The organism is Massilia sp. LXY-6, assembly GCF_051233485.1.
GTDB lineage: Bacteria > Pseudomonadota > Gammaproteobacteria > Burkholderiales > Burkholderiaceae_D > Telluria.
In genome coordinates this window covers 69,639-93,392 of record NZ_JBKFGF010000026.1, presented here as the reverse complement: position 1 = coordinate 93,392, position 23,754 = coordinate 69,639, and the positions used below count along the sequence as shown (strand labels likewise).

The window sequence follows — 23,754 nt, the reverse complement described above, 5'->3', positions numbered from 1 at the left end:
AATTAGGTAATCTTTGGCAACACAACAATAAGGGGTCATCCATGGTTGCTGCACGCGTTGCCTGTGTCTTGTCCCTGGGTCTGCTGAGCGCCGCGGCGCTGGCGCAGACCGATCCGCCATCCGAACCGGCCGAACCGGCCCCGGCCCAGATCCTCATCTCCGGCAAACGTCCGGGCCCCGGCCTGTGGAAGGTATCGAAGGACGGCCACGTGATGTGGGTGGTCGGCATGCTGGCGCCGCTGCCGCAAAAGATGGAGTGGGACGACGGCCGGGTCGAGCGCCTGGTCGGGCAGTCGCAGGAAGTGCTCGGGCCGCCGGGAACGGGCGTCGGTGTCGGATGGCTCGGTGGACTGAAGGCGCTGGCCGCGCTGCCCGCGCTGGTCGGCATGAAGAAGAATCCCGACGGTGCCCGGCTGCACGACGTGCTCCCGGCCGACGTCTACGCGCGCTGGGGTGTGCTCAAGCAGAAATATATCGGCGAGGACGACGGCGTCGAAGGCTACCGGCCTTTCTTTGCCGCGCAAGAGCTGATGGACGCCGGCTTGAAGAAGAGCGGCTTGTCCGGCGGCATCGAAGTGCGCAGGCAGATCGAGGGCATTGCGAAAAAGCGCGGCGTGAAGCTCACCGACACCGGTTTCTTTGTCCAGCTCGACGATCCGGGCGCCGTCCTGAAGGAATTCAAGAAGTCGCAGATGGAAGACACGGCCTGCTTCACGAAGACCCTGGAGCGCTTCGAGGGCGACATCGAGGCGATGCGCACGCGGGCCAAGGCATGGGCCGAGGGCAACATCGCCGAGATCAGCAGCCTCGACTACGCCGAGCGCGACGATGCCTGCAATGACGCCGTGCTGAACAGCCCCGCCGCGAGGAAGCATCCGGCCTTCCAGAACCTGCGCGAACGGCGGCTCGCCTCGTGGCTCAAGGCGGCTGAAAAATCGCTGGACAGCAATGCGTCCACGGTCGCCATGCTGTCGATGAGCGACATCCTGGGACCGAAGAGCTACCTGGCCGCGCTGCAGGCCAGGGGCTATACCGTGGAAAGCCCGAAGTAATTCCTACTCCGGCGCGTCGGCGGCACCGAAGGTCTCGAATACCTCTTCGCGCGAGGCCGCCTGGGCGACCCGTGCGCCCGGCGCCAGGTCGTGGGTCAGCCAGACGTTGCCGCCGATGACAGCCCCTCTGCCCACCGTGATGCGGCCCAGCACGGTGGCGCCGGCGTAGATCACCACGTCGTCTTCCACGATCGGATGGCGCGGCAAGCCTTTCTGCAGGCTGCCGTCGGCATTCGTCGGGAAGCGCTTGGCGCCCAGGGTGACGGCCTGGTACAGGCGCACGCGCTGGCCGATGACGGCGGTCTCGCCGATCACCACGCCGGTGCCGTGGTCGATGAAGAAGCCGGCGCCGATCTTCGCGCCCGGATGGATGTCGATCCCGGTGGCGGCGTGCGCCAGTTCGGAGATGATGCGCGCCAGCAGCGGCAGGCCGAGCTCGTACAGGCGGTGCGCCAGGCGGTAGTGGATCATCGCCAGCACGCCGGGGTAGCACAGCAGCACTTCGTCGACGCTGCGCGCGGCCGGGTCGCCCTGGTAGGCGGCCAGCACGTCGCTGTCGACCTGGACGCGGATTTCCGGCAGGGCCGCCCCGAAGGCGCGGGTGGCTTCCACGGCCTGGCTGGCGATGTCGGCGTCGGTGCGCTGCTGTAAGGCGGCGCTGTAGTGGAGCTCGACCTCGACCTGGCGCAGCAGGGCGTGCAGCGCGGAATCGAGGGCGTGGGCGACGTGGAAATCCTCGCTGTCCCGGCGCAGGTCCGGCGGCCCCAGGCGCATCGGGAACAGCACGCCCTTGAGCTGGGCGACGATCGCCGCCAGCGCGTCGCGCGACGGGAATTCGATGCCGCGCGCCTCGCCGGCGGGACGGTGGGCCTGGCGCCATTGCTGGCGGGCGTCGTGCAGCTCGCGCACGATGGTGCCGATGTCGAAGTGTGCCATCAGTGTCTTCCTGAAGTGAACGGATGCCGGCGCCGGGGGGCAAGCGCCGCAAAAGCAGTCAATATATCGGATTTGTCCGGCCTACCCATCTTAGGTGGCAACGCGCGCGGGGCAGTCGGGATTTGTCAAATGGGCCAGAACACGCGTAGAATGCGGGCAACGCGGGTGTAGCTCAATGGTAGAGCAGAAGCTTCCCAAGCTTACGACGAGGGTTCGATTCCCTTCACCCGCTCCAGCTTTCCCTCCTCGACCGCCCCGTGCGGCTCGCCGCTTGAAGTTATGGCAAACTTGGGCCTTCGCCTCACCAGTCTTGACCATGCAACAACACGCCACACGCCCTGAGCGGCCATCGCACGACGCTGACAGCCTTGCCGGCTCGCTCATGTTTCTGAGCGGAGGCGGGGAGGCCGGCGCGTTGATGCGCACCCAGGACTGGAGCACTTCGCCGCTCGGGCATCCGCGCACCTGGCCGCAGGCGCTGCGCACGGTGGTCGGGCTGATCCTGAATTCGAAGTTCCCGATGTTCGTCGCCTGGGGCACGGACCTCGGCTTCCTGTACAACGATTCCTACCGCGAGATCCTCGGTGACAAGCATCCGCGCGCGATGGGCGGGCGCTTCCACGACATCTGGTCCGAGATATGGAGTGACATCGCCCCCTTCATCGAGCGCGCGCTGAACGGCGAGGCCAGCTACGTCGACCGCCTGCTGCTGGTGATGAACCGCCACGGCTACGACGAGCCGACCTGGTTCACCTTCTCGTACTCGCCGGTGCGCGACGAGCATGGCGTCATCCAGGGCATGCACTGCGCCTGCGTCGAGGTCACCGACCAGGTGCTGGCCGAAAAATACCGCAACGAGGAAAACGAGCGCTTCCGCGCGCTGTTCGAGCAGGCGCCTGGCATCATGGCCGTGCTGCGCGGGCCCGAGCACGTGTTCGAGCTGACCAACCAGTCCTACCTGCAGCTGATCGGCCACCGCCAGATCATCGGCAAGTCGGCGCGGCAGGCCTTGCCGGAAGTGGCCGGGCAGGGCTTCTTCGAACTGCTCGACAGCGTCTACAGTACCGGCGAACCCTTCGTCGGGCACGCCTTGCCGCTGCGCCTGCAGCGCGAGCCGGACGGGGCCCTGGAAGAGCGCTACATCGACTTCGTGTACCAGCCGATCGTTGACGCCAGCGACGCCGTCTCCGGCATCTTCGTCGAGGGCAGCGACGTCACCGCGCGCAAGCAGGTCGAGGACGAGCTGCGCGCGGCGAACCGCCAGAAGGACCAGTTCCTGGCCATGCTGGCCCACGAGCTGCGCAATCCGCTGGCACCGATCATGACCGCGGCCCAGCTGCTGAAGGTCGGCAGCCTCGATGCCAGGAACATCGCCAACGCCAGCGAGATCATCCTGCGCCAGGCGTCGCACATGACCGACCTGGTGAACGACCTGCTGGACGTCTCGCGCGTTACCCGCGGCCTGGTCACGCTCGAGAAGGAGGAGCTCGACCTGAATGTGATCGTGTCCGCCGCGGTGGAACAGGTGCGCCCGCTGATCGACGCGCGCCGCCACTCGCTCACGCTGCAGCTGTCCGGCCGCAGCGCCCACGTGATCGGCGACCGCACCCGCCTGGTGCAGGTGATCTCGAACATCCTCAACAACGCCGCCAAGTACACCGCGCCGGGCGGCCGCATCACGCTGTCGGTGACGGTCGACGAGCGCTACGTCAGCGTCGGCGTGCGCGACAACGGGGTCGGCATCGCGCCCGACATCCTGCCCTATATCTTCGACCTGTTCACCCAGGCCGAGCGCACCCCGGACCGTTCCCAGGGCGGGCTCGGCATCGGCCTGGCCCTGGTCAAGAGCCTGGTCGCCCTGCACGGCGGTACCGTGCAGGCGAGCAGCGACGGGCTCGGACTGGGCAGCGAATTCTGCATCAGCCTGCCGCGCCTGGCGGCGCCGGCCGACACGCTGGACAACCAAGTCCCTGGCGCCGGCATGCAAGCGCCGGGCGGGCTGCGTGTGATGGTGGTCGACGACAACGTCGATGCCGCCCAGATGCTGGCCGCGCTGCTGGAAGTGCAGGGCCATGCCGTCTGCGTCGAATACGATGGCAGGGGCGCGCTCGAACGTGCGCGGCGCGAACGCCCCGAGGTGCTGCTGCTCGATATCGGCCTGCCCGACATGGACGGCTACGAACTGGCACGGCAGCTGCGCAGCCAGTCCGAGAGCGCGGATGCGACCCTGGTCGCGCTGACCGGCTACGGCCAGAACCAGGACCGCGAGGAGGCCGAGCAGGCCGGCTTCGACCACTACCTCGTCAAGCCGGCCGACATGGACCAGGTGAATGACGTGCTGGCCCAGGCGGCCCGGGCGCGGGGGCGCTGAGCGGCCTTTCGGCTGCTGTCACTCTGTCATCAAGCCGTAACCGGCGCTGGCTAGACTCATCGGCATGAGCAAGCCCAGCACGCATACCGCCCCGCGCACCCACCGATTCCTTGCGTTACTGTGGCCAGTGCTGGCCCTGCTGACCTGCGCCGCGCTGTGGAGCACCGCGATGCTGCGCGCGAACGCCGAACACCGGCGCGCCGAGGAGCAGGCCGTCAAGGAGGCCGAGGCCTACGCCGAGGCCTACGAGCAGTACGTCACCCGCTCGCTGGCGCAGATGGACCAGATCACGATGCAGCTCAAGCACAGCTGGGAGCATTCGCACAACCGCGCCCTGATCGAGGACATGCGGCGCGACGGCATGTTCACCGATGGCGCCTTTGTCGCGGTGAGCGTGATCGGGCGCGACGGCAGGCCGGCCTCGTCGAGCGGGCCGCAGCTGGACGGCGCCGATGTCTCCAGGGCCGGCTTCTTCATCCACCACCGCGACAACAACTCGTCCGCGTTGCGGATCGCCATGCCGCCGCCGGGGCTGGCGGCGCTGCGCGGCGCGGTGCTGTTCACGCGGCGCCTCGATACCGCCGATGACGAATTCGGCGGCGTGCTGCTGATGGCGGTCGACGCCGCCTACTTCACTTCCTTCGTCAGCTCGCCCACGCTGGGTCCGCACAGCCTGCTGGCGCTGGTCGGCAGCGAGGGCAACCTGCATATCGAGCAGGACGGCAGCGGCATCGTGCGCACCCAGGCGGACGGCTCGCTGCTGCCGGCGAATGCCGAGCGCTGGCCGGTGGCGCGCGGCGTCCAGCTGGTCGGTGCGGTCCGGGGCCCCGGCAGGGCCGGGCAGGCCGGCTTCGGTGACGGTCACGCACGCGTGCTGGGCTGGCGTCGCTCGGCGGCTTATCCGGTAGTGGCGCTGGTCGCGCTGTCGCACGAGGTGGCGCTGGCGGGAGCCGATGCCTACTGGCGCGACAGCCGCGCCTTTACATCGATGGCGACCGCGGTGCTGCTGTTGATGGCGGCGATCGCCAGCATGCTGTCGCTGCGCGCGGCCGCGCGGGCACGCGAGCAGGACGCGGTAGCGCGCGCCTACCGCACCGCGACCGAGAGCGGCAACGACGGCTTTTACATGGTTGCTCCGCTGCGCGACCGCAAGGGCCAGGTGCAGGACTTCCGCATCGTCGACTGCAACGAGCGCGGCGCCTTCTTCTACGGGATGACACGCGACCGCCTGGTGGGCAGCCTGGTGTCCCAGATCGACCGCGGGCTCGGGTCGAAAGAACTGATCGCCAACTACCGCCAGGCGCTGGCGACTGGCTTCCACCAGGAGGACCGGCGCATGCCGGACCGCATCACGGCCGGTGACAATCGCTTGAACATCCGCTGGCACCACCGGCGCCTGGTGCGGGTCGGCGACGGCCTGGCCGTCACCCTGCAGGACATCAGCGAACGCAAGGAGCACGAAGCCCAGCTGGCGCGCCTGGCCAACGAGGACAGCCTGACCGGCCTGCCGAACCGCCACTGGTTCCTGCACTTCGTGCCGGCGGCGCTGGCGGATGCCGAGGACAAGGAGCAGGGCGTGGCCTTGCTGTTCATCGACCTCGACGAATTCAAGCAGGTCAACGACTCGCACGGCCACGCGGTCGGCGACCAGCTGCTGAAGGCGGCGGCCACGCGCCTGCTGTCGCAGCTGCGCCCGAGCGACCACGTGGCGCGCTTCGGCGGCGACGAATTCATGGTCCTGCTCAGCCCCTTCGACAACGACGAGCAGGTCGGCATGGTGGCGCAGCGCATCGTCCAGGCTTTCAGCAAGCCGTTCCAGATCGGCGGCGAGCGGCACGCGATCGGCGCCTCGGTCGGCATCAGCGTGTTCCCGCGCGACGGCCGCGATGCGGCGACGCTGATCCGCCATAGCGACATCGCCATGTACGCCGGCAAGAACGAAGGAAAGGGCCAGTACCGCTTCTTCGACCCGGCCCAGTCCAGCACCCTGAAGACCCGCGCGCAGTTGCGCCAGCACCTGCTGGAAGCGATCGACAAGCGCCAGTTCGTGCTGCATTACCAGCCGCGCGTGGACACCCGCAGCGGCGAGCTGCTGAGCATGGAAGCGCTGCTGCGCTGGGAGCACCCCCAGCTGGGCAGGATCCGCCCCGACGAATTCATCCCGCTGGCCGAGGCGAGCGGCCTGATCGTGCCGATCGGCGCGATCGTGATCGACCAGGCCTGCGCCCAGCTGGCGGCATGGTCGGCCGGCGGCATGCCGCTAGTGCCGGTCTCGATCAATGTCTCGCCCAAGCAGTTCCTGCGCGGCGGTGTGCGGCGCGAACTGGCCGATGCCCTGGAGCGCCACGCGGTCGCGCCGCAGCTGCTGGAAGTCGAGATCACCGAGTCGGCGATGATGGGCGACCACGACGAGATCCTGGCCGAGCTGGCGGCGATCCGCGCGCTCGGCGTCAAGCTGCACCTCGACGATTTCGGCACCGGCTACTCTTCGCTGTCGCAGCTGCAGCGCATGAAGATGGACGTGCTGAAGGTGGACCGCTCCTTTACCGCCGAGCTGGGGCAGTCGAAAGAGGGCACCGTATTCTTCCAGGCGATCGTCTCGATGGCGCACGCGCTCGGCATGGAAGTCGTGGCGGAAGGCGTCGAGAGCGAGGCGCAGCTGGCGATCCTGCGCACGCTGGGCTGCAACGAGGTGCAGGGCTACCTGGTCGCGCGGCCGATGCCCGCCGATGCGATGGCCGCATTGCTGGCGCAGCGCTACCTGTTCGACGAGAGCTTGGCCGCATGATGGCCGTCCCCGCGCAGGCGGGAACGACGGGCTATTGACCCAGCAGGCTGCCGCTGCGGAACGCCGCATCGCCGGCGATCTTGCAGACGTGCATCCCGCGCAGCAGATGCCGGTGCGCCGTGCTGGCGAACAGGATGCCGGTGCGGGCCGCGCGCAGCGTGGTGAGCTTGCCGCTGACCGGGTTGACGATGTCGGCCACCGCTTCGTTTTTCTGCACGCGGTCGCCCAGGCGCTTGTGGAATACCAGCACGCCCGAGTGCGGCGCCGTCATCGGTTCCACGCCTTCCAGCGGGGTCGGCTCGGCGACCAGGGGCGGCAGCGGATCGAGCGCGACGTCGAGCACGCCCTGGTAGGCCAGGTATTGCAGCAGCCCGTGCGCATCCTTTTCGGCCAGGTCGTAGCGCACGTCCATTTCGCCGCGCAGTTCGACGGTGACGCCGATACAGGCCATCGGGATGGGAGTCTCCGGCCCGAAGTGCTCGGCCAGCTCCCACCACAGGCGGCTGCAGGCTTCGTCGAAGGGTTCGCCGCCGGACTCGCGCGCCAGCAGGGTCGCGTGCGCGCCCAGTAGCGCGGCCAGCGGCTTGACCTGTCCGGCCAGCGGGGTGCCGGTGTACAGGTGCAGCACGGCCTCGTTATCGCAGTGCAGGTCGAGCATGATGTCGGCGTCGATCGCCATCCCCAGCAGGATCTTCTTCAGCTCCTGGGTCGGGTTCTCGGCCTTCCACTCGGCCACCGAGCGGCGCGCATGCTCGCGCACCAGGGCCGTGTTGGCCTGTGCATCCGGGCCCAGCTTGCCCTTCAGGGATGCCTTCAGGTCGGCCGCGACGTGCTTGTAGAAACGGTTGAAGTTGACGCCGCTGGCGAGGTCGAAGCGGCCGAAGGGCGCGCCGTGGACGACTTGCGACAGGCCGATCGGATTGGCGGCCGGCACCAGCACGATCTCGCCCCTGATCCGCCCTTCGGCTTCCAGGCGCTCCAGTTCGCCCCGCAGCACGTGCGCGACCAGCATCGCCGGCACCTCGTCGGCGTGCAGCGAGGCCTGGATATAGACCTTTTTTCCGGCGCCGGGGTGGCCGAAGCGGAAGGAAGTCAGCTGGAAACAGGCGACGTTGTCTTCGGTCGCGATCGGGTGGGACGTGGGCTGCATGCGCTTCTCTCTCTTCATTCTCTCCATGCGGGAAGCGCCATTATGTCCGAGAACGGCGGCCGGGCATGTCCGGTTGGGGCTATAATGTCGACCCTTTTCTCTTGTCTCCGATCGATCATGTCTTCCGATACGCCCACCAACAGCCAAGGCCGTCCGATGCTCTACGACCCGCTTGATCACCGCATCCGCAGCTTCGTCACCCGCGCGGGACGGCTGTCGACCGGGCAGGCGCGCGCGCTCGAGGAGTTCGGTCCGCAATTCATGATCGAGTACCGCAAGGAGACCTTCGATTTCCACGCGCCGTTCGGCCGCAGCGCGCCGCTGGTGCTGGAAATCGGCTTCGGCATGGGCGACACCACGGCCCACATCGCGAAGGCGATGCCGGACACGGACTTCGTCGGCGTCGAAGTGCACACCCCGGGCGTGGGCAGCCTGCTCAAGCAGATCGGCGAACAGGGCATCGGCAACCTGCGCCTGATCCAGCACGATGCGGTCGAGGTACTGAACAACATGATCGCGGACGGCGCGCTGGCCGGGGTGCACATCTTCTTCCCGGACCCGTGGCACAAGGCGCGCCACAACAAGCGCCGCCTGATCCAGCCGCCGTTCGTCAAGCTGCTGTGCCAGAAGCTGGCCCCGGGCGGCTACATCCACTGCGCCACCGACTGGGAAGATTACGCGGTGCAGATGCTGGAAGTGCTGGGCGCCGAGCCGGCCTTGCGGAACACCGCCGAGGCCTATGCGGAAAAACCGTCCTACCGCCCGCTGACCAAGTTCGAGAACCGCGGCCTGAAGCTGGGCCACGGGGTGTGGGATCTGGTGTTTACGAAAAAATAATCTCAGACCATCTCGGTGATCATGGCGACGATCTCGTCGCCATACGAGCTCAGCTTCTTCGCGCCCACGCCGGAGACGACGCGCAGTTCGTCCAGCGAGGTCGGCTTGACCTTGGCGATCTCGCGCAGGGTCGCGTCGCCGAAGATGATGAAGGCGGCGACGCTGTGCGCCCGCGCCGTCTCCATGCGCCACCAGCGTAGCTTCTCGAAGATCTTCTGCTCGGCCGGCGACAGGTCCATCTCCACATAGCTCTTGGCGGAGCCGGCCTGGCGCTTCTGCTTGACCGGCTTCTGGTACTGGCGCAGCTCGACCTTGCGCTCCCCTTTCAGCACCGCGCGCGCCGCTTCCGTCAGCTTGAGCGAGCTGAAGGCGTCGTGGTCGACCGTGATCAGGCCCAGCGCGATCACCTGGCGTACGATGGCGCGCCATTCCTGTTCGCTGCGGTCGGCGCCGACGCCGTACACGGTCAGCTTGTCGTGGTGCCACTGGCTGATGCGCTCGGTCTGCGCGCCGCGCAGCACGTCGATCACGTGGCCGGCGGCAAAGCGCTGGTCGACCCGGTAGATGGCCGACAGCAGTTTCTGCACAGGTACGGTCGCGTCTTCCGACACCGGCGGAATCAGGCAGGTGTCGCAGTTGCCGCAGGGGCCGGAGCGCTCGCCAAAGTATTCCAGCAGGCGCATCCGGCGGCAGCTCAATGTCTCGCACAGGCCCAGCATGGCGTCGAGCTTCGAGCCCAGCACGCGCTTGAAATTCTCGTCGGCTTCGGATTCGTCGATCATCCGGCGCTGCAGCACCACGTCCTGCAAACCATACGCCATCCAGGCGTTCGATGGCAGGCCGTCGCGGCCGGCACGTCCGGTTTCCTGGTAATAGCCCTCGAGGGACTTCGGCAGGTCGAGGTGGCAGACGAAGCGCACGTCCGGCTTGTCGATGCCCATGCCGAAGGCGATGGTTGCCACCATCACGATGTTATCTTCGCGCAGGAAGCGCGCCTGGTTATTCGCACGCAGCGCGTAGTCCATGCCGGCGTGATAGGGCAAGGCGCGGATACCGTTCTCGTTGAGGAACTCGGCGGTTTCCTCGACCTTTTTTCTCGACAGGCAGTACACGATGCCGGAATCGCCCGTGTGTTCCGTGCTGATGAAGTCCAGCAGCTGCTTGCGGCCGTTGGTCTTCTCGACGATGGCGTAGCGAATATTTGGTCTGTCGAAGGACGAGACGAACTGGCGCGCTTCTTCGAGCTGCAGGCGCTGGGCGATCTCGGCGCGGGTGAGCTGGTCGGCGGTGGCGGTCAGCGCGATGCGCGGCACGTGCGGGAAGCGCTCGTGCAGGATCGACAGGCGGATGTACTCGGGGCGGAAATCGTGGCCCCATTGCGAGACGCAGTGCGCCTCGTCGATCGCGAACAGCGAGATGTGCGAGGCCTCGAACAGCTCCAGGCAGCGCGGCGTCATCAGGCGCTCGGGCGCCACGTAGACGAGGTCGATCTCGCCGGTGCGCACCAGGCGTTCGATGCGCAGGGTTTCTTCGAAGGTCTGGGTCGAGTTCAGGAAGGCCGCGCGCACGCCGACTTCGGCGAGGGCGTCGACCTGGTCCTGCATCAGCGCGATCAGTGGAGAAACGACGACGCCGACACCGTCGCGCACCAGCGCCGGGATCTGGTAGCACAGCGACTTGCCGCCGCCGGTGGGCATCAGGACGAGCGCGTCGCCGCCGCTGGCCACGTGCTCGACGATCTCGTCCTGCTGCCCGCGGAAGGCGGGATAGCCGAAGACCGTCTGCAGGATGTGCAGCGCGCGTTGCTGGATGTCGCTCGTCATGGTATTGCTTTGTTCAGCTTTGTGCAGGTTAGTCGGCCCAGATCACCCAGCCGAAATGCGCCGTGACCAGAATGAGGATGCCGAACACGATACGGTACCAGGCGAATCCCGTGAAGTCGTGCGTGCTGATGAAGCGCAAGAGCCAGCGCACGCACAGGAAGGCGGAAACGAAGGCCGCCAGGCCGCCGATGAGGAACAGCGGCAGGTCGGTCGTGTGCAGCTCGTGGCGCGCCTTGAACACCGAGTACACGGTGGCCGCCAGCAGCGTCGGGATCGCGAGGAAGAACGAGAATTCGGTGGCCGCCTTGCGCGACAGGCCGAACAGCATGCCGCCGATGATGGTGGCGCCCGAGCGGCTGGTGCCCGGGATCAGGGCGAAGCACTGGGCGCAGCCGACCTTCAGTGCGTCGACCATGCTCATGTCGTCCACGGTTTCGATGCGGTGCGCACCCGCCACCACCTTGTGGCGGCGCTCGGCCCACAGGATCACCAGCGCGCCGATGATGAAGGCAAAGGCGACCGGCGCCGGCGCGAACAGGTGGGCCTTGATCGCCTTGCTGAACAGCAGGCCGAGCACGGCCGCCGGCAGGAACGCGACCACCAGATTCAGCGCGAACTTCTGCTGGCGCGGGTCCGAGCCCAGGCCACCCAGCACGGTGCCGATGCGCGCGCGGTACTCCCACATCACGGCGAAGATGGCGCCGGCCTGGATCGCGATTTCGAACACCTTGGCGACTTCGCCCGTGAAGTTGATCAGGCTGCCAGCCAGGATCAGGTGGCCGGTGGAGGAAATCGGCAGGAACTCGGTGAAGCCCTCGACGAGGCCCATGATGATCGCTTTCAGGGCGAGAATGATGTCCATGAAGTTATTAGTTTGAGTTGGTTGGGATGCTGACGGGGAAGGGATACTGTGGTGCTGCGGCAAGCAGGGCGCAAGCTTACCACGGCCAGGGGGCCTACCGTCGAGTTACCAGCAATAGGTGGTGGCTTTTTTGCCGCAGGCAAGAGTCCGCCGCGGTCGCCGGCCTCACGCCGTCAGCCGTTCCAGCTCCGCCAGGTAAAACATCGCCTGTCCGCTTGAGTCGCCGCACATCTCCCGCGAAGGCTGGAGGCTGCCGCAGACCCTGGGCCGCTCCGCTTGCCCAAAGATCCTGCAACCGTTGTGTTCGTCCAGCTGCACGCAGCGCACGCCAGCCGGTTTGCCGTTCGGCATACCGGGAATCGGCGAGCTGATCGAGGGCGCGATGCAGCAGGCGCCGCAGCCGGGGCGGCAGTCGATGGGGGAGGGCGGGGACGTCATGCGCCAAGTATACTCTGCATCGCTTGACTGCCCCCAGCGCCGGGTCTATATTTCCTGACTCAACAGTTAGTTGTCGGACAGAAGCATGCCATGCCCATTCGAAGCCAAGCCACGCTGGGAACGCCGTAAAGACGCGCGGCCCCAGGAGTTGCTCGAGGCAGCCATCGACCTGTTCGTCGAACGTGGCTACGCCGCCACACGCCTGGAAGACGTCGCGCGCCGCGCCGGGGTCTCGAAGGGCACCCTGTACCTGTATTACGAGAACAAGGAAGAACTGTTCAAGGCCGTGGTCCGCAGCAGCATCGTGCCGGTCATCGGCGAGGCCGAAGTCTCGGTCGCCGAATTCGAAGGCCACAGCGCGGAACTGCTGCGCCACCTGATCCATTCCTGGTGGCAGCGCCTGGGCGCCACCAAGGCTTCCGGCATCATCAAGCTGGTTACCGCCGAGGCCGATAATTTTCCCGAACTGGCCCGGTTCTACCAGGAAGAGGTCATCAACCGCGGCACCAGGACCATGTCGAGCATGCTCGAGCGCGGCATCGAACGCGGCGAGTTCCGGCCGATCGACGTCCACCTGATGACCCAGGTGCTGATTGCGCCCATGCTCATGCTGATCACCTGGAAGCATTCGGTCGGCCCCTGTCCGCGTGCCGAACTGGAGCCGCAGGCCTTCCTCGACACCTTCCTCGACATGGCCCTGCACGGCCTGCTGCCGCCCGCCGCGTGAGCGACCTGTCGCGTCAAGATGCCGTTTTCCGGCGTTCATCCCTTTTAAACTGCAGACTGTCGCAATTTCCCGTGGTCTCGGGTGCCATATCGCTAAGATATGTTCCCGAGGCCGTTCAACGATAAAATATCGGATTATTTCTTTTTCCGCCGAACACCAACATGAATATCGAACAAGCCCGCTTCAACATGATCGAACAGCAGATCCGCCCCTGGAACGTGCTGGACACTGACATCCTCGACCTGCTGCACGTGGTCAAGCGCGAACAGTTCGTGCCGGCCGCGTACCAGAACCTGGCCTTCGCGGACGTCGAGATCCCGCTGCCGGGCGGCGAGGCGATGCTGAGCCCGAAACTTGAGGCGCGCATCCTGCAGGACATCGGCCTGAAAAAGCATGAGACCGTGCTCGAAATCGGCACCGGCTCGGCTTACATGGCAGCCTTGATGGCGCACCGCGCGGCCAAGGTCACCACCGTGGAACTGAATCCACAGATCAAGGAACTGGCCGAGAAGAACCTGGCCAAGGCCGGCATCGGCAATGTGTCGGTGGAACTCGGCAATGGCGCCGCAGGCTGGAGCAAGGGCGCGCCGTACGACGTGATCGTGATCTCGGGCGCACTCGAAGTGCTGCCGGAAGCCTTCCTGACCCAGGTGAAGGTGGGTGGCCGCATCGCCGCCATCGTCGGCGAAGCGCCGGCCATGGAATTCAACATCGTCACCCGCACCGGCGAGAACAGCTGGACCACGGTAAAGGTGTTCGAGACCAATGTGAAGTACCTGGCCGGCGCGCCGGCGGTGTCGCACTTCCAGTTCTGAAGGAAAGAAGGCAAAGCGATGGAGCACATCACCGCACCTGAATTGGCAGCCTGGCTGGCCGACCCGTCGCGTCCGAAGCCGCTGCTGCTCGACGTGCGGGAAAACTGGGAATTCGAGACCTGCCATATCGCGGGCTCGACCCAGATCCCGATGAACCTGATTCCGATCCGCGTCGGCGAACTGGACGATGACCAGCAAATCGTCTGCGTGTGCCACCACGGCGCGCGCAGCATGCAGGTGGCGGCTTTCCTGGAACGTAACGGATTTGAAAAGATTACGAATTTGACAGGCGGCGTACACGCCTGGGCCGTGCAGGTCGACCCTTCGATGCCGAAGTACTGAGCAGACATCGGCGGCCTGCGTCCTTGACTATTGATGACTCCGACGGAGAAAGTAATGCAGAAACCCCTCATCGCCGTGCTGTTGGCCAGCGCGTTCTTCTCGCTCAACGCCCAGGCGGCCGATCTGCTCCAGGTGTACCAGCAGGCGCTGGCGAATGACGCCACCTATGCGAGCGCGCGCGCTTCCGCCGCGGCGGGAAGGGAACGCATTACTCAGGGACGTGCGGGCTTGCTGCCTACTGTCAGCGCGTCGGGTAACATCACCCGCAACAACAACGATTATTCGCCGTTCAACGAAGGCCAGCCGATCCGCGACGCGAACGGCAACATTACCGGCACCGTGGCCTCGGGCGGCCCGCACCTGACCACCAAGGACATCACTGTCCAGCTGGCGCAGCCGCTGTTCCGCTGGGACCGCTGGGAAACCTACCAGCAGAGCAAGCTGCAGCAGGCGATTTCGGAAGCCCAGTTCGCCCAGGCCCAGCAGGACCTGATCACCCGCGTGGCCCAGGCCTACTTCGACGTGCTGGCGGCCCAGGACACCCTGGCCTCGACCCGCGCCCAGAAGGAAGCCGTGACCGAGCAGCTGGCCTCGGCGAAGCGCAACTTCGAAGTCGGTACCCAGACCATCACCGATACCCATGAAGCCCAGGCCGCCTACGACCTGGTGGTCTCGCAGGAGATCGCCGCGGTCAACGACCTGGAGACCAAGAAGACCGCACTGCAGGCGATCATCGGCACGCCCCCTAGCGCGCTGGCGACCCTGCGCACCGGCGTGAACCTGACCGCGCCGCAGCCGGTCAACGTCGACCAGTGGGTGTCGGCCGCCGAGAACCAGAACTACGCCGTGTCGGTGGCCCAGCTGCAGCTGGAATCGGCCAAGCGCGACATCTCGAAGAACCGCGCCGGCCATTACCCGACCCTGGACCTGGTGGCGAGCTCGCAGCATCGCAACGTCAACGGCGAGTTCACGGGCCAGTCGGGCCGCACCACCAACAACGCGATCGGCATCGCCTACAGCATCCCGATCTTCAGCGGCTTCGCCGTCACCAGCCGCGTGCGCGAATCGATCGCCCTGGAAGACAAGGCGAGGAACGACCTGGAAGCGAACCGCCGCAACGCCGCGCTGGTGGCGCGCCAGTCCTTCCTCGGCGTGAACTCGGGCCTGGCCCAGGTGAAGGCGCTGGAAGCGGCCGAAGTGTCGAGCAACTCGGCGCTGGAATCGAACAAGCTGGGTTACCAGGTCGGCGTGCGCATCAACATCGACGTGCTGAATGCCCAGCGCCAGCTGTACCAGACCCGTACCGACCTGGCCAAGGCACGCTACAACACCATCCTGGCCGGCCTGAAGCTGAAGGCGGCAGCCGGTTCGCTGCGCGAGGAAGACCTGCAGCCGATCAATGCGCTGCTGTCGCAGCCGTAAGTCCCCGCGCAGCCGTAAGTCCCCGCGCAGGCGGGGATCCAGGTTTTACTAAGCCGCCTTCTGCTCCAGCCGCGTGCGCCACTCGATCAGCTCGGCAATCGTCAGGATCGGATAGCCGCGCGCGCGCGCGAAGCGTTCGATCGCCGCGCCGCGCATCATGCTGCCGTCTTCGGTCATCAGCTCGCACAGCACGGCGGACGGCTGCAGGCCGGCCAGGATGGCCAGGTCGACCGAGCCTTCGGTGTGGCCCTTGCGGCCCAGCACCCCGGCCGGGTTGGCGCGCAGCGGGAACACGTGGCCCGGGCGTACCAGATCGGCGGGCTTGGCGTCAGCGGCGATGGCGGCGCGGATCGTGGTCACGCGGTCCTGGGCCGAGACGCCCGTGGTGACGCCTTCGCGCGCCTCGATCGAGACGGTGAACGGGGTACCGTAGCGGCTGCCGTTTTCCTGCGCCATGGGAGGCAGGTCGAGGGCGCGCACCTTGTCGGCGGACAGGCACAGGCAGACGATGCCGCTGCATTCGCGGATCATCACGGCCATGGTTTCCACCGTGAGTTTTTCGGCGGCGACGATCAGGTCGGCCTCGTTCTCACGGTCGAAGTCGTCGAGCAGGATCACGGGAATGCCGGCGCGCGTGGCCTCGACGGCGGCGGCGATGCGGCCTTCCAGGTCGCTGCTTTCGAGAGTGAAGGTGTGGATGCTGCTGGTGGTGTTGCTGGTCATTGAGACGCTCCTCGCCATTTTAAAAAGGAACGCATCAGGGCAAAGCGAAACGACGCGGCGCCGCATGCCGAAACGGCAGCAGGACACGTAATAACGCACATCTTCTTTCATCCGGACTATACCGTCGGCCCTGGCTTCTCACCAGGTCTGCTGACCCTGCATGGCAGGCGCTCGCGGGCTCGGCCGTGATGGCCATACCGCCGGTGGGGAATCGCACCCCGCCCCGAAGACGTATTTGGTTGTTGAGAAAGATTGTAGCAGGGCCGCCAAAAGCCTGCCGGCCCCGGCCGTTTTAGCTGCTCAGGCCGCCGCCGCCGGCATTGTCGGCGCGTTCGATCAGCTCGACCTTGTAGCCGTCCGGATCGGTGATGAAGGCGATCACGGTGCGGCCGCCCTTGACCGGGCCCGGTTCGCGGGTGATGTTGCCGCCGTTTGCTCGCACCTGATCGCAGGTCGTATAAATGTCTTCGGTCGAGATCGCGATGTGGCCGTAGGCGGTGCCCATCTCGTACTTGTCGGTGCCCCAGTTGTAGGTCAACTCGAGTTCGGCGTGGTCCGGGTTGTTGCCGTAGCCGACGAAGGCCAATGTGTACTTGTATTCCGGGTTCTCGCTGGTGCGCAGCAGCTTCATGCCGAGCACCTTGGTGTAGAAGTCGATGGAGCGCTGCAGGTCGCCGACGCGTAACATGGTGTGCAGAATGCGCATTGTTTGTTGTTCCTGGTGGAAGAAAAGGAAAGCGCCGATTTTATGCGCTCGAGCGAATCTTTGCCGACACCGCTAACGTAGGTGGGCACACCGTGCCCACCCTGCCTGGATCAAGCCTGCAATTTGGCATCCAGCGTGATGTTGGCGTTGAACAGCTTGGACACCGGACAGCCTTCCTTGGCCTTGCGGGCCGCTTCCTGGAACGCCTGCTCGTTGGCGCCCGGGATGGTGGCGACCAGGTCGAGGTGAACGGCCGGGATCGCAAAGCCGCCGTCGGCCTTGTCGAGCGAGACGGTGGCCGTGGTTTCCAGCTTCTGCGCGGTCATGCCGGCTTCACCCAGCTGGGCCGACAGTGCCATCGTGAAGCAGCCGGCATGGGCCGCCGCGAGCAGCTCTTCCGGGTTGGTACCGGCACCGTCCTCGAAGCGGGTGTTGAAACCGTACTGGCTCTGGTTCAGCACGCCGCTCTGGGTCGAGACCGTGCCCTTACCGTCCTTCAGTCCGCCGCTCCAGACGGCGCTTCCCTTACGTTTGATCATTTGAGTAACTCCTTTTGCTCATTTGGTTAATGTTGCTGGCGTGATCCGCCAGACCACGTTGCCGACGTCGTCCGCCAGCAGGATCGCGCCCTGCTTGTCGACCACGACGCCGACCGGACGCCCGTAGGCCTTGCCGTCGCGGCTCAAAAAGCCGGTCAGCACGTCCCGCGGCGGGCCGCTCGGCTTGCCGTCGGTGAAGGGTACGAAGATCAGTTTGTAGCCGGAATGCGGCTTGCGGTTCCACGAGCCGTGCTGCCCGATCAGCGCGCCGTTCCTGAACTGCGGCATCAGGTCGGCGTCGTAGAAGGCCAGGCCCAGCGAGGCCGTGTGCGCGCCGAGCGCGTAGTCGGGCGGGATCGCCCTGGCGACCAGGTCCGGCTTCTGCGGCTTGACGCGGGTGTCGACGTGCTGGCCGTAGTAGCTGTAGGGCCAGCCGTAGAAGGCGCCGTCCTTCACGGCCGTCATGTAGTCCGGCACCAGGTCCTTGCCCAGTTCGTCGCGTTCGTTGACGGCGGTCCACAAGGCCTTGGTCTGCGGCTGGAAATCCATGCCGTTCGGGTTGCGCAGGCCGGAAGCATAGATGCGGCTCTTGCCGCTGCCGATGTCGACTTCCCAGATCGCGGCGCGGCCCTGTTCGATCTCCATGCCGTTCTCGGCGACGTTGCTGTTCGAGCCGACGGTGATGTACAGCTTCCTGCCGTCGGGCGAGGCCACCACGTTCTTGGTCCAGTGATGGTTGATCCCGGACGGCAGGTCGAGCACCTTGCTGCCCTTGCCGCTGAGGACGGTCTCGCCGGTCCTGTACGGGAAGCGCCACAGCGCGTCGGCATTCGCGACGTACAGGTCGTTGCCGACCAGGGTCATGCCGAAAGGCGAATTCAGGCCCTGCGCGAACACGGTGCGGGTTTCCGCCGTGCCGTCGGCCTTCAGGCCGCGCAGCAGGATGATGCGGTTGGGGGACTCGACGCCCGCGCCGGCGCGCTTCTGCTCGATCCCCTGGACCATGGCGCGGATCCCTTTTTCCTTGGGCCCATTGTCCGGCTTGTTGCTTTGCGCGACCAGCACGTCGCCGTTCGGCAGCACGTATAGCCAGCGCGGGTGATCGAGGCCGCTGGCGTAGGCGGTGACGGCCAGCCCGGCGGCCGGAGTCGGGTGGGTGCCCTTCGGCCAGGGCTCGGCCGGTGCGATGTTCAGCGTCGGGATCAGCGAATGTTCGGGCGCCGGCAGGGTCGGATTGGGACCAAAGCCGGGCGCATATCCCCCGGCTGGCGGCTGCTGCGAGACTTCCGGCCCGGCGCACGCGCCCAGGCCGGCGGCGCCCAGCAGGGCCGCCGCCAGGGCGCGCAGGTTCACCGGTTCTTTCCTTCGTCGACGGGGACCACCGAATCGTGGTCGCGCATGTCGCGATTGCGCTCCGGCAGGGGATCGGCCTGGCCGGTGGCGCCCGGTTTCGGCTGCACCGCCTGTTCGATCCCCGGGGTGCCGCGGCCTTCGTAGTTCTCGGTATCGACCAGGCCTTGTTCCAGGTCCGAAGCAGCCTGCTGCATGATGCCGCGCGGCTTGACGCTCTGGCCGTCCGGCGACTCGTCGCGCTCGTGCGGTTCGCGCTTGTAGTCCTGCTCCTCGATCTTGCGGTCGGTGTTGACGACGCGGTCTTTGGCTTCTTCCACCATGGCATACTCCTCGACATTGCTCAAATTGCTTAAATCCTAACGCGCTGACCTGAAGCGGGTCGCGCAATTGGATGATGCTTTTTTGCAATTACCTGTTTAACATGGGGGTTTGTGTGCCAGTGCCGGGAATTGCCGTGAATTCTGAAGCCGTCCTCCATCATGCCGCCAGCGCCTGCGCGAATTGCGGGGCCACCGTGTCCGGAAACTTCTGCCACGAATGCGGACAGGCGACCGTGCTGCATCCGCCCAGCACCCGCGAATTCCTGCATGAATTCATCGGCCATTACGTTGCGCTGGAGGGCAAGCTGCTGCAGACGATGAAGCTGCTGCTGTTCAAGCCCGGCCAACTGAGCCTCGAATACTTGCACGGCCGCCGTGTGCGCTACATCGAACCGCTGCGTGTCTACCTGAGCTTCAGTCTGATCTTCTTTGCCGTGTTTAAGTTCATGGGCGAGGATCACCATATCGGCGACGTCAAGCTGAAGGGTGTTCCGGTGGTCCAGGTCGATCCACAGGACAAGAAACATGCGGCGCCCGCGCCCGCGGCCAGGCTCGAAGCAAGCACAAGCGCCAGGCCGGATGAGAACGAGGGCGACGACAAGGCCGCGGATGCGGACAAGGCGCCGAACGACCGCGATGAAGAGAAATCGGGCTTCGAGGCGCTGATCGAAAAAATCGTCGACGCCGCCACCGACGAGGACGGTGCCAGGTTCAAGAAGGCCTTCTTCGGTTACGCGCCGTACGCCGTGTTCGCCATGATGCCGCTGTTCGCCTTGTTCCTGAAGATACTGTACCTGGGCTCCGGCAAGCGCTACGGCGAGCACCTGTTGTTCGCGCTGCACACGAATGCGTTTGCTTTCCTGATGCTCGCCCTCATCCTCCTGACGCCGGCGGTGATTCCTTTCGCCGGCAAGCTGCTGTTCCTGTGGCTGGCCTTCTACCTGCCGATCGCGATGCGGCGGGTGTATGGCGGCTCGCGCAAGCTCACGGCGCTGCGGTGGGGCGTGCTAATGTTCCTGCACCTGACGGCATTGACCGTCGCCATCGCCGGCACGGTGGGGATCGGGGCATCCCATTAAGTTCCTGCGAATCTTGCCGGATCTGCGCCGCCCAAATATACTGTGCGTTTGTACAGGTGCGACCTGAAAAGTCGCTGTTTCAACCGTCCTGCTTCCGGTAGGAAAGGATGACAGGACCTGCTGTTCTGCCAGCAGTAGCCTACCTGAACGTGCGTGGCTGGTAACGGCTGGGTGCGAAGCTTCAGGGACAAGGTACCGCGGTCGAAAGACCTAAATCATACCGCGAGGTATGAGGACCTCTGCGAGCATCACGCGGAGAGCTGGGCCTGGCTTGAATGGAAGATGGTTAACGTAAGTGAACCTTTGCAAGCGTCGTGAGCATACAGTCCAGCCAAAGATGCTGAAAGGCTGAGGGCAAAAGCTATGGGACCTGGTGTATCCCGTCTGGCTAGGGAGCACGCAGACGATAACGATCCCCGGCGTAAAGAAGGAACCTGGCCATTCTGTTGAAATTGCGGAACAGGGTAAGCCCGTCTATCTGCCCTCGGGCAGGTGGACCGTGAGGAACACTGTTGGGTAGGCGGGTAAAGGAGGCTGGAGAAAGTAAAGGCCGGGCTGTAATGGTCCGGATATGGGTGCAGGGTCACACCGGAGTCACCCAACGCGAAAGCGGGCAGACTTCCAGCTGGTTTCTCGTCACGAGAGCGTTTGCATAATCTTCGAAGGCAGGAAGGCAAATGAGCGGGCAGTCGACGTGTGCGCTTGCCGACATGACGACACCTTGGCACGGAATCGATTGGGCCGAGGCGTACAGGCATGTCAGGAGAATGCAGACCCGTATCGTGAAGGCGACTCAGGAAAAGCGCTGGAACAAGGTGAAAGCCTTGCAAAGGCTGCTGACCAGCTCGTTTTACGGCAAAGCGTTGGCCGTACGGCGGGTAACTGAAAACCAGGGCAAACGCACGCCCGGAGTGGATGGCGCAACATGGTCGACTCCGGAAACCAAGATGGACGCGGTGTATTCGTTGAAGAGGCGGGGGTATCAGCCTTTGCCGCTCAAACGGATATATATCCCGAAGAGTAACGGGAAAATGCGGCCCCTGAGCATCCCGACGATGCGGGACCGGGCCATGCAAGCCTTGTACTTGCTGGCGCTGGATCCTGTGTCCGAAACGGTCTCCGATGAACAATCGTATGGGTTCCGCAAGGCTCGCTCCACCCATGATGCGATCGCGCAGTGTTATTTGAACGCGCGCTATCACGGAAATCCGGACGACAGCAGAGGAGCGCGTCGCTCGGCGGAGTGGATTTTCGAAGCAGATATTCAAGGCTGCTTCGATAGCATCGACCATGACTGGTTGCTCGCCAATGTCCCGATGGACGCGAGCATATTGAGGAAATGGCTGAAAGCCGGTTACTTGGAAAGGAACGTATTCGCACCGACGCAGAAAGGAGCGCCGCAAGGCGGGGTCATCAGTCCGGTGCTGGCGAACTTTGCGCTGAATGGATTGGAACAGGCTCTCAGGGATGCACTCGGGAGCAAGGAACAATGCAAGAAGGCGAAAGTGAACCTGGTACGTTACGCGGATGATTTCGTCATCACGGGTGTTACCAGAGAATTGCTGGAAGAACGGATCAGGCCAGCGGTAGAGAAGTTCCTTGCTGGTCGTGGACTGTTGCTTTCACCCGAAAAGACGAAGATCAGTCACATCACGGAAGGGTATGACTTCCTTGGGCAGAACATCAGGCGATACAACAGCAAGCTGTTGATCAAGCCGTCCAGGAAGAACGTCAAGGCTTTCCTGCAGAAGGTGCGGGGTCTTGTAAGGGAACTATGTGCGGCGCCGCAGTTAAAGGTCATCGAGGTGTTGAATCCTGTGATCGATGGCTGGGCCAGGTATCACCGTCACGTGGTTTCAAAGCATACGTTTTCGAATGTGGACAACCAGATTTGGTACTGTTTGTGGCAATGGGCAAAACGCCGTCATCCGAACAAAATCAACAACTGGATAAAAGAGCGGTATTTCCACCGGATCGGAGAGCGAAGCTGGATGTTTGCAGTCCGAGTCGGTGGCCTGTCCGAGGAAGGCGAACCTGCGTACAAGGTGTTAAGGCACGCGGCAAAACTTCCGATAGAGCGTCATCAAAAGATCAAGGCGGATGCGAATCCCTACGATCCTGCTTGGGAAGAATACTTCGAGAAGCGTGCGGTCTGGCGTATGGAGCAATCGACCCAGGGCAGAAAAAGAATCGCCGACCTGTGGATGTCTCAGCATGGTCGATGCCTCGTATGTCACCAGTTACTGGAGGTCGGCGACATGCATGTGCATCACCTCATTGAGCGCTGCAAGGGCGGCAAAGAGATAGCGTCCAACGAGGTCCTGTTGCATGAAACTTGCCATAAGCAGGTGCATAGCCAGGGAATCAAGTTGGAGAAACCGGGTCCGGTAAAACGGGCCTTTGTAGAAACTTGAGCCGTATGCCGGGAAACTGGCACGTACGGTTCTGAGGGGGCGGGGCTGTGGAAACACAGCCTTGCTACCCGACTAATTGCTGAGCGGCCGATGGCAGAAGCCGGGAGAATCGGTTAATCTCCCCCGTGTCGTTTTCATTACCGCCGAGATCCTTATGCCCGCTACGCCCGAACCGCAACAAACCATCGCGCTGGTCGTGCGGCATCATACCGCCGGCATCGACGAGCCGGTGCAGGCCATCGTCGACTTCCTGCGCGGCGCCGGCTACCTGCCCGTGCTGGAGCTCGAGACCGCCGGCCACGTGAAGGTGGACGGCGTAGCCGCGATCACGGTGGCCGAGATCGGCGAACGCGCCAGCGCCGCCATCGTGGTCGGCGGCGACGGCACCATGCTGGGCATCGCGCGCCAGCTGGCCCGCTACAAGGTGCCCCTCATCGGCATCAACCAGGGCCGCCTGGGCTTCATGACCGACATCCCGATCGGCCGCATGATCCCCGCGCTGGCCGAGATCCTCAATGGCAAGGCCAAGGCCGAGGAGCGCACCCTGCTGGAGGCGCGCCTGGTCCGCGACGGCAAGGAGATCCACTGCTCGATGGCGGTGAACGACGTGGTGGTGGCGCGCGGCTCCGGCGCCGGCATGGCCGAGCTGAAGGTCACGGTGGACGGCGCCTTCATGTACAACCAGCGCTCGGACGGCCTGATCGTCTCCACGCCCACCGGCTCGACCGCCTACGCGCTGTCGGCCGGCGGCCCGCTGCTGCATCCGACCCTGGCCGGCATCGTGCTGGTGCCGATCGCGCCGCACGCGCTGTCGAACCGTCCGATCGTGGTGCCGGACACCAGCGACATCGTGGTCGAGATCATGAATGGCCGCGACATCAGCGTGAACTTCGACATGCAGACTTTTACCAGCCTGCAGCACGGCGACCAGATCATGATCTCGCGTTCGCCCGACACCATCACCTTCCTGCATCCCGAAGGGTGGAGCTACTACCACACCCTGCGCGAAAAGCTGCACTGGAACGAGTACCCGTCCAGCGACGGCAAGCTCAAATAA

Annotated in this window: 21 protein-coding genes, 1 tRNA gene and 1 riboswitch; of the genes, 12 read left to right on the top strand and 10 right to left on the bottom strand. The window is 64.9% G+C overall.

The window, feature by feature from the left end; genetic code table 11:
* Positions 1 to 41 precede the first annotated feature (41 nt).
* Positions 42 to 1,052, top strand: coding sequence for a TraB/GumN family protein (locus ACI48D_RS13275; protein ID WP_435571697.1), 1,011 nt, complete (start codon positions 42 to 44; stop codon positions 1,050 to 1,052).
* Between the two features lie 3 nt (positions 1,053 to 1,055).
* Here ACI48D_RS13275 and epsC read toward each other — a convergent pair whose 3' ends face one another.
* A complete protein-coding gene (epsC, locus tag ACI48D_RS13270) occupies positions 1,056 to 1,988 on the bottom strand; it encodes a serine O-acetyltransferase EpsC (RefSeq protein ID WP_435571696.1) in 933 nt (310 codons plus the stop codon).
* 161 nt (positions 1,989 to 2,149) lie between these two features.
* Between epsC and ACI48D_RS13265 the strand changes: the two genes are divergently transcribed.
* From ACI48D_RS13265 to ACI48D_RS13255, 3 genes are all read left to right on the top strand, one after another.
* A tRNA-Gly gene (locus ACI48D_RS13265) sits at positions 2,150 to 2,223 on the top strand.
* 147 nt (positions 2,224 to 2,370) lie between these two features.
* Positions 2,371 to 4,359, top strand: a complete 1,989-nt coding sequence (locus tag ACI48D_RS13260) for a hybrid sensor histidine kinase/response regulator (RefSeq protein ID WP_435571695.1) — start codon at positions 2,371 to 2,373, stop codon at positions 4,357 to 4,359.
* A 64-nt stretch (positions 4,360 to 4,423) separates the two neighbouring features.
* Positions 4,424 to 7,147 (top strand): bifunctional diguanylate cyclase/phosphodiesterase, encoded by a 2,724-nt coding sequence (locus ACI48D_RS13255; RefSeq protein WP_435571694.1) that lies wholly within the window; start codon positions 4,424 to 4,426, stop codon positions 7,145 to 7,147.
* Between the two features lie 31 nt (positions 7,148 to 7,178).
* On the opposite strand, the gene ACI48D_RS13250 is transcribed toward ACI48D_RS13255, so the two are convergent.
* The gene (locus ACI48D_RS13250; protein WP_435571692.1) at positions 7,179 to 8,315 is read right to left on the bottom strand and encodes a succinylglutamate desuccinylase/aspartoacylase family protein; all 1,137 of its coding nucleotides are present in this window, start codon (positions 8,313 to 8,315) and stop codon (positions 7,179 to 7,181) included.
* A 138-nt stretch (positions 8,316 to 8,453) separates the two neighbouring features.
* Here ACI48D_RS13250 and trmB point away from each other — a divergent pair, with 138 nt between their 5' ends.
* Positions 8,454 to 9,134 (top strand): tRNA (guanosine(46)-N7)-methyltransferase TrmB, encoded by a 681-nt coding sequence (gene trmB, locus ACI48D_RS13245; protein WP_435571822.1) that lies wholly within the window; start codon positions 8,454 to 8,456, stop codon positions 9,132 to 9,134.
* A gap of 2 nt (positions 9,135 to 9,136) precedes the next feature.
* On the opposite strand, the gene recQ is transcribed toward trmB, so the two are convergent.
* The 3 genes from recQ to ACI48D_RS13230 form a co-directional block, all read right to left on the bottom strand.
* Positions 9,137 to 10,957 carry a DNA helicase RecQ gene (recQ, locus tag ACI48D_RS13240; RefSeq protein WP_435571690.1) on the bottom strand — a complete coding sequence of 607 codons (1,821 nt, stop codon included), beginning with the start codon at positions 10,955 to 10,957 and terminating at the stop codon, positions 9,137 to 9,139.
* Positions 10,958 to 10,985: 28 nt separating this feature from the next.
* Positions 10,986 to 11,819 (bottom strand): undecaprenyl-diphosphate phosphatase, encoded by an 834-nt coding sequence (locus ACI48D_RS13235; RefSeq protein WP_435571688.1) that lies wholly within the window; start codon positions 11,817 to 11,819, stop codon positions 10,986 to 10,988.
* Positions 11,820 to 11,984: 165 nt separating this feature from the next.
* The gene (locus ACI48D_RS13230) at positions 11,985 to 12,257 is read right to left on the bottom strand and encodes a YkgJ family cysteine cluster protein (RefSeq protein WP_435571686.1); all 273 of its coding nucleotides are present in this window, start codon (positions 12,255 to 12,257) and stop codon (positions 11,985 to 11,987) included.
* Positions 12,258 to 12,342: 85 nt separating this feature from the next.
* Between ACI48D_RS13230 and ACI48D_RS13225 the strand changes: the two genes are divergently transcribed.
* From ACI48D_RS13225 to ACI48D_RS13210, 4 genes are all read left to right on the top strand, one after another.
* Positions 12,343 to 12,984, top strand: a complete 642-nt coding sequence (locus ACI48D_RS13225; RefSeq protein WP_435571684.1) for a TetR family transcriptional regulator — start codon at positions 12,343 to 12,345, stop codon at positions 12,982 to 12,984.
* A 161-nt stretch (positions 12,985 to 13,145) separates the two neighbouring features.
* On the top strand, positions 13,146 to 13,799 hold the full coding sequence (locus ACI48D_RS13220) for a protein-L-isoaspartate O-methyltransferase family protein (protein WP_435571683.1): 654 nt from the start codon (positions 13,146 to 13,148) through the stop codon (positions 13,797 to 13,799).
* 18 nt (positions 13,800 to 13,817) lie between these two features.
* A complete protein-coding gene (locus ACI48D_RS13215) occupies positions 13,818 to 14,141 on the top strand; it encodes a rhodanese-like domain-containing protein (protein WP_435571682.1) in 324 nt (107 codons plus the stop codon).
* 54 nt (positions 14,142 to 14,195) lie between these two features.
* The gene (locus tag ACI48D_RS13210) at positions 14,196 to 15,563 is read left to right on the top strand and encodes a TolC family outer membrane protein (RefSeq protein WP_435571681.1); all 1,368 of its coding nucleotides are present in this window, start codon (positions 14,196 to 14,198) and stop codon (positions 15,561 to 15,563) included.
* Between the two features lie 48 nt (positions 15,564 to 15,611).
* On the opposite strand, the gene ribB is transcribed toward ACI48D_RS13210, so the two are convergent.
* The 5 genes from ribB to ACI48D_RS13185 all read right to left on the bottom strand — a co-directional run bounded on the left by ribB (position 15,612) and on the right by ACI48D_RS13185 (position 19,204).
* Positions 15,612 to 16,286 (bottom strand): 3,4-dihydroxy-2-butanone-4-phosphate synthase, encoded by a 675-nt coding sequence (gene ribB, locus ACI48D_RS13205; protein WP_435571680.1) that lies wholly within the window; start codon positions 16,284 to 16,286, stop codon positions 15,612 to 15,614.
* Between the two features lie 95 nt (positions 16,287 to 16,381).
* Positions 16,382 to 16,521, bottom strand: a riboswitch (FMN riboswitch).
* Between the two features lie 57 nt (positions 16,522 to 16,578).
* Complete coding sequence (gloA, locus tag ACI48D_RS13200) at positions 16,579 to 16,992, bottom strand: lactoylglutathione lyase (RefSeq protein WP_435571678.1); 414 nt, start codon at positions 16,990 to 16,992, stop codon at positions 16,579 to 16,581.
* A gap of 110 nt (positions 16,993 to 17,102) precedes the next feature.
* Entirely contained in the window at positions 17,103 to 17,531 is a 429-nt protein-coding gene (locus ACI48D_RS13195; protein WP_435571677.1) for an OsmC family protein, read from the bottom strand.
* An 18-nt stretch (positions 17,532 to 17,549) separates the two neighbouring features.
* A complete protein-coding gene (locus ACI48D_RS13190; RefSeq protein ID WP_435571676.1) occupies positions 17,550 to 18,884 on the bottom strand; it encodes a PQQ-dependent sugar dehydrogenase in 1,335 nt (444 codons plus the stop codon).
* A complete protein-coding gene (locus ACI48D_RS13185) occupies positions 18,881 to 19,204 on the bottom strand; it encodes a hypothetical protein (RefSeq protein ID WP_435571675.1) in 324 nt (107 codons plus the stop codon). The genes ACI48D_RS13190 and ACI48D_RS13185 overlap by 4 nt, the downstream gene beginning before the upstream one ends.
* A 134-nt stretch (positions 19,205 to 19,338) precedes the next feature.
* Between ACI48D_RS13185 and ACI48D_RS13180 the strand changes: the two genes are divergently transcribed.
* From ACI48D_RS13180 to ACI48D_RS13170, 3 genes are all read left to right on the top strand, one after another.
* Positions 19,339 to 20,283, top strand: a complete 945-nt coding sequence (locus ACI48D_RS13180) for a DUF3667 domain-containing protein (RefSeq protein ID WP_435571673.1) — start codon at positions 19,339 to 19,341, stop codon at positions 20,281 to 20,283.
* Positions 20,284 to 20,960: 677 nt separating this feature from the next.
* The gene (gene ltrA, locus ACI48D_RS13175; RefSeq protein WP_435571672.1) at positions 20,961 to 22,697 is read left to right on the top strand and encodes a group II intron reverse transcriptase/maturase; all 1,737 of its coding nucleotides are present in this window, start codon (positions 20,961 to 20,963) and stop codon (positions 22,695 to 22,697) included.
* 154 nt (positions 22,698 to 22,851) lie between these two features.
* On the top strand, positions 22,852 to 23,754 hold the full coding sequence (locus ACI48D_RS13170; RefSeq protein ID WP_435571671.1) for an NAD kinase: 903 nt from the start codon (positions 22,852 to 22,854) through the stop codon (positions 23,752 to 23,754).

Bases quoted from the DNA above. Each gene is read 5' to 3' on its own strand.
- trmB (WP_435571822.1), top strand. From the start codon at position 8,454: ATGCTCTACGACCCGCTTGATCACCGCATCCGCAGCTTCGTCACCCGC.
- ACI48D_RS13250 (WP_435571692.1), bottom strand. From the start codon at position 8,315: ATGAAGAGAGAGAAGCGCATGCAGCCCACGTCCCACCCGATCGCGACC.
- ACI48D_RS13170 (WP_435571671.1), top strand. From the start codon at position 22,852: ATGCCCGCTACGCCCGAACCGCAACAAACCATCGCGCTGGTCGTGCGG.
- ACI48D_RS13220 (WP_435571683.1), top strand. From the start codon at position 13,146: ATGAATATCGAACAAGCCCGCTTCAACATGATCGAACAGCAGATCCGC.
- ACI48D_RS13260 (WP_435571695.1), top strand. From the start codon at position 2,371: ATGTTTCTGAGCGGAGGCGGGGAGGCCGGCGCGTTGATGCGCACCCAG.
- gloA (WP_435571678.1), bottom strand. From the start codon at position 16,992: ATGCGCATTCTGCACACCATGTTACGCGTCGGCGACCTGCAGCGCTCC.
- recQ (WP_435571690.1), bottom strand. From the start codon at position 10,957: ATGACGAGCGACATCCAGCAACGCGCGCTGCACATCCTGCAGACGGTC.
- ribB (WP_435571680.1), bottom strand. From the start codon at position 16,286: ATGACCAGCAACACCACCAGCAGCATCCACACCTTCACTCTCGAAAGC.
- ACI48D_RS13255 (WP_435571694.1), top strand. From the start codon at position 4,424: ATGAGCAAGCCCAGCACGCATACCGCCCCGCGCACCCACCGATTCCTT.
- epsC (WP_435571696.1), bottom strand. From the start codon at position 1,988: ATGGCACACTTCGACATCGGCACCATCGTGCGCGAGCTGCACGACGCC.
- ACI48D_RS13235 (WP_435571688.1), bottom strand. From the start codon at position 11,819: ATGGACATCATTCTCGCCCTGAAAGCGATCATCATGGGCCTCGTCGAG.
- ACI48D_RS13230 (WP_435571686.1), bottom strand. From the start codon at position 12,257: ATGACGTCCCCGCCCTCCCCCATCGACTGCCGCCCCGGCTGCGGCGCC.
- ACI48D_RS13195 (WP_435571677.1), bottom strand. From the start codon at position 17,531: ATGATCAAACGTAAGGGAAGCGCCGTCTGGAGCGGCGGACTGAAGGAC.
- ACI48D_RS13215 (WP_435571682.1), top strand. From the start codon at position 13,818: ATGGAGCACATCACCGCACCTGAATTGGCAGCCTGGCTGGCCGACCCG.
- ACI48D_RS13210 (WP_435571681.1), top strand. From the start codon at position 14,196: ATGCAGAAACCCCTCATCGCCGTGCTGTTGGCCAGCGCGTTCTTCTCG.
- ACI48D_RS13185 (WP_435571675.1), bottom strand. From the start codon at position 19,204: ATGGTGGAAGAAGCCAAAGACCGCGTCGTCAACACCGACCGCAAGATC.
- ACI48D_RS13275 (WP_435571697.1), top strand. From the start codon at position 42: ATGGTTGCTGCACGCGTTGCCTGTGTCTTGTCCCTGGGTCTGCTGAGC.
- ACI48D_RS13225 (WP_435571684.1), top strand. From the start codon at position 12,343: ATGCCATGCCCATTCGAAGCCAAGCCACGCTGGGAACGCCGTAAAGAC.
- ltrA (WP_435571672.1), top strand. From the start codon at position 20,961: ATGAGCGGGCAGTCGACGTGTGCGCTTGCCGACATGACGACACCTTGG.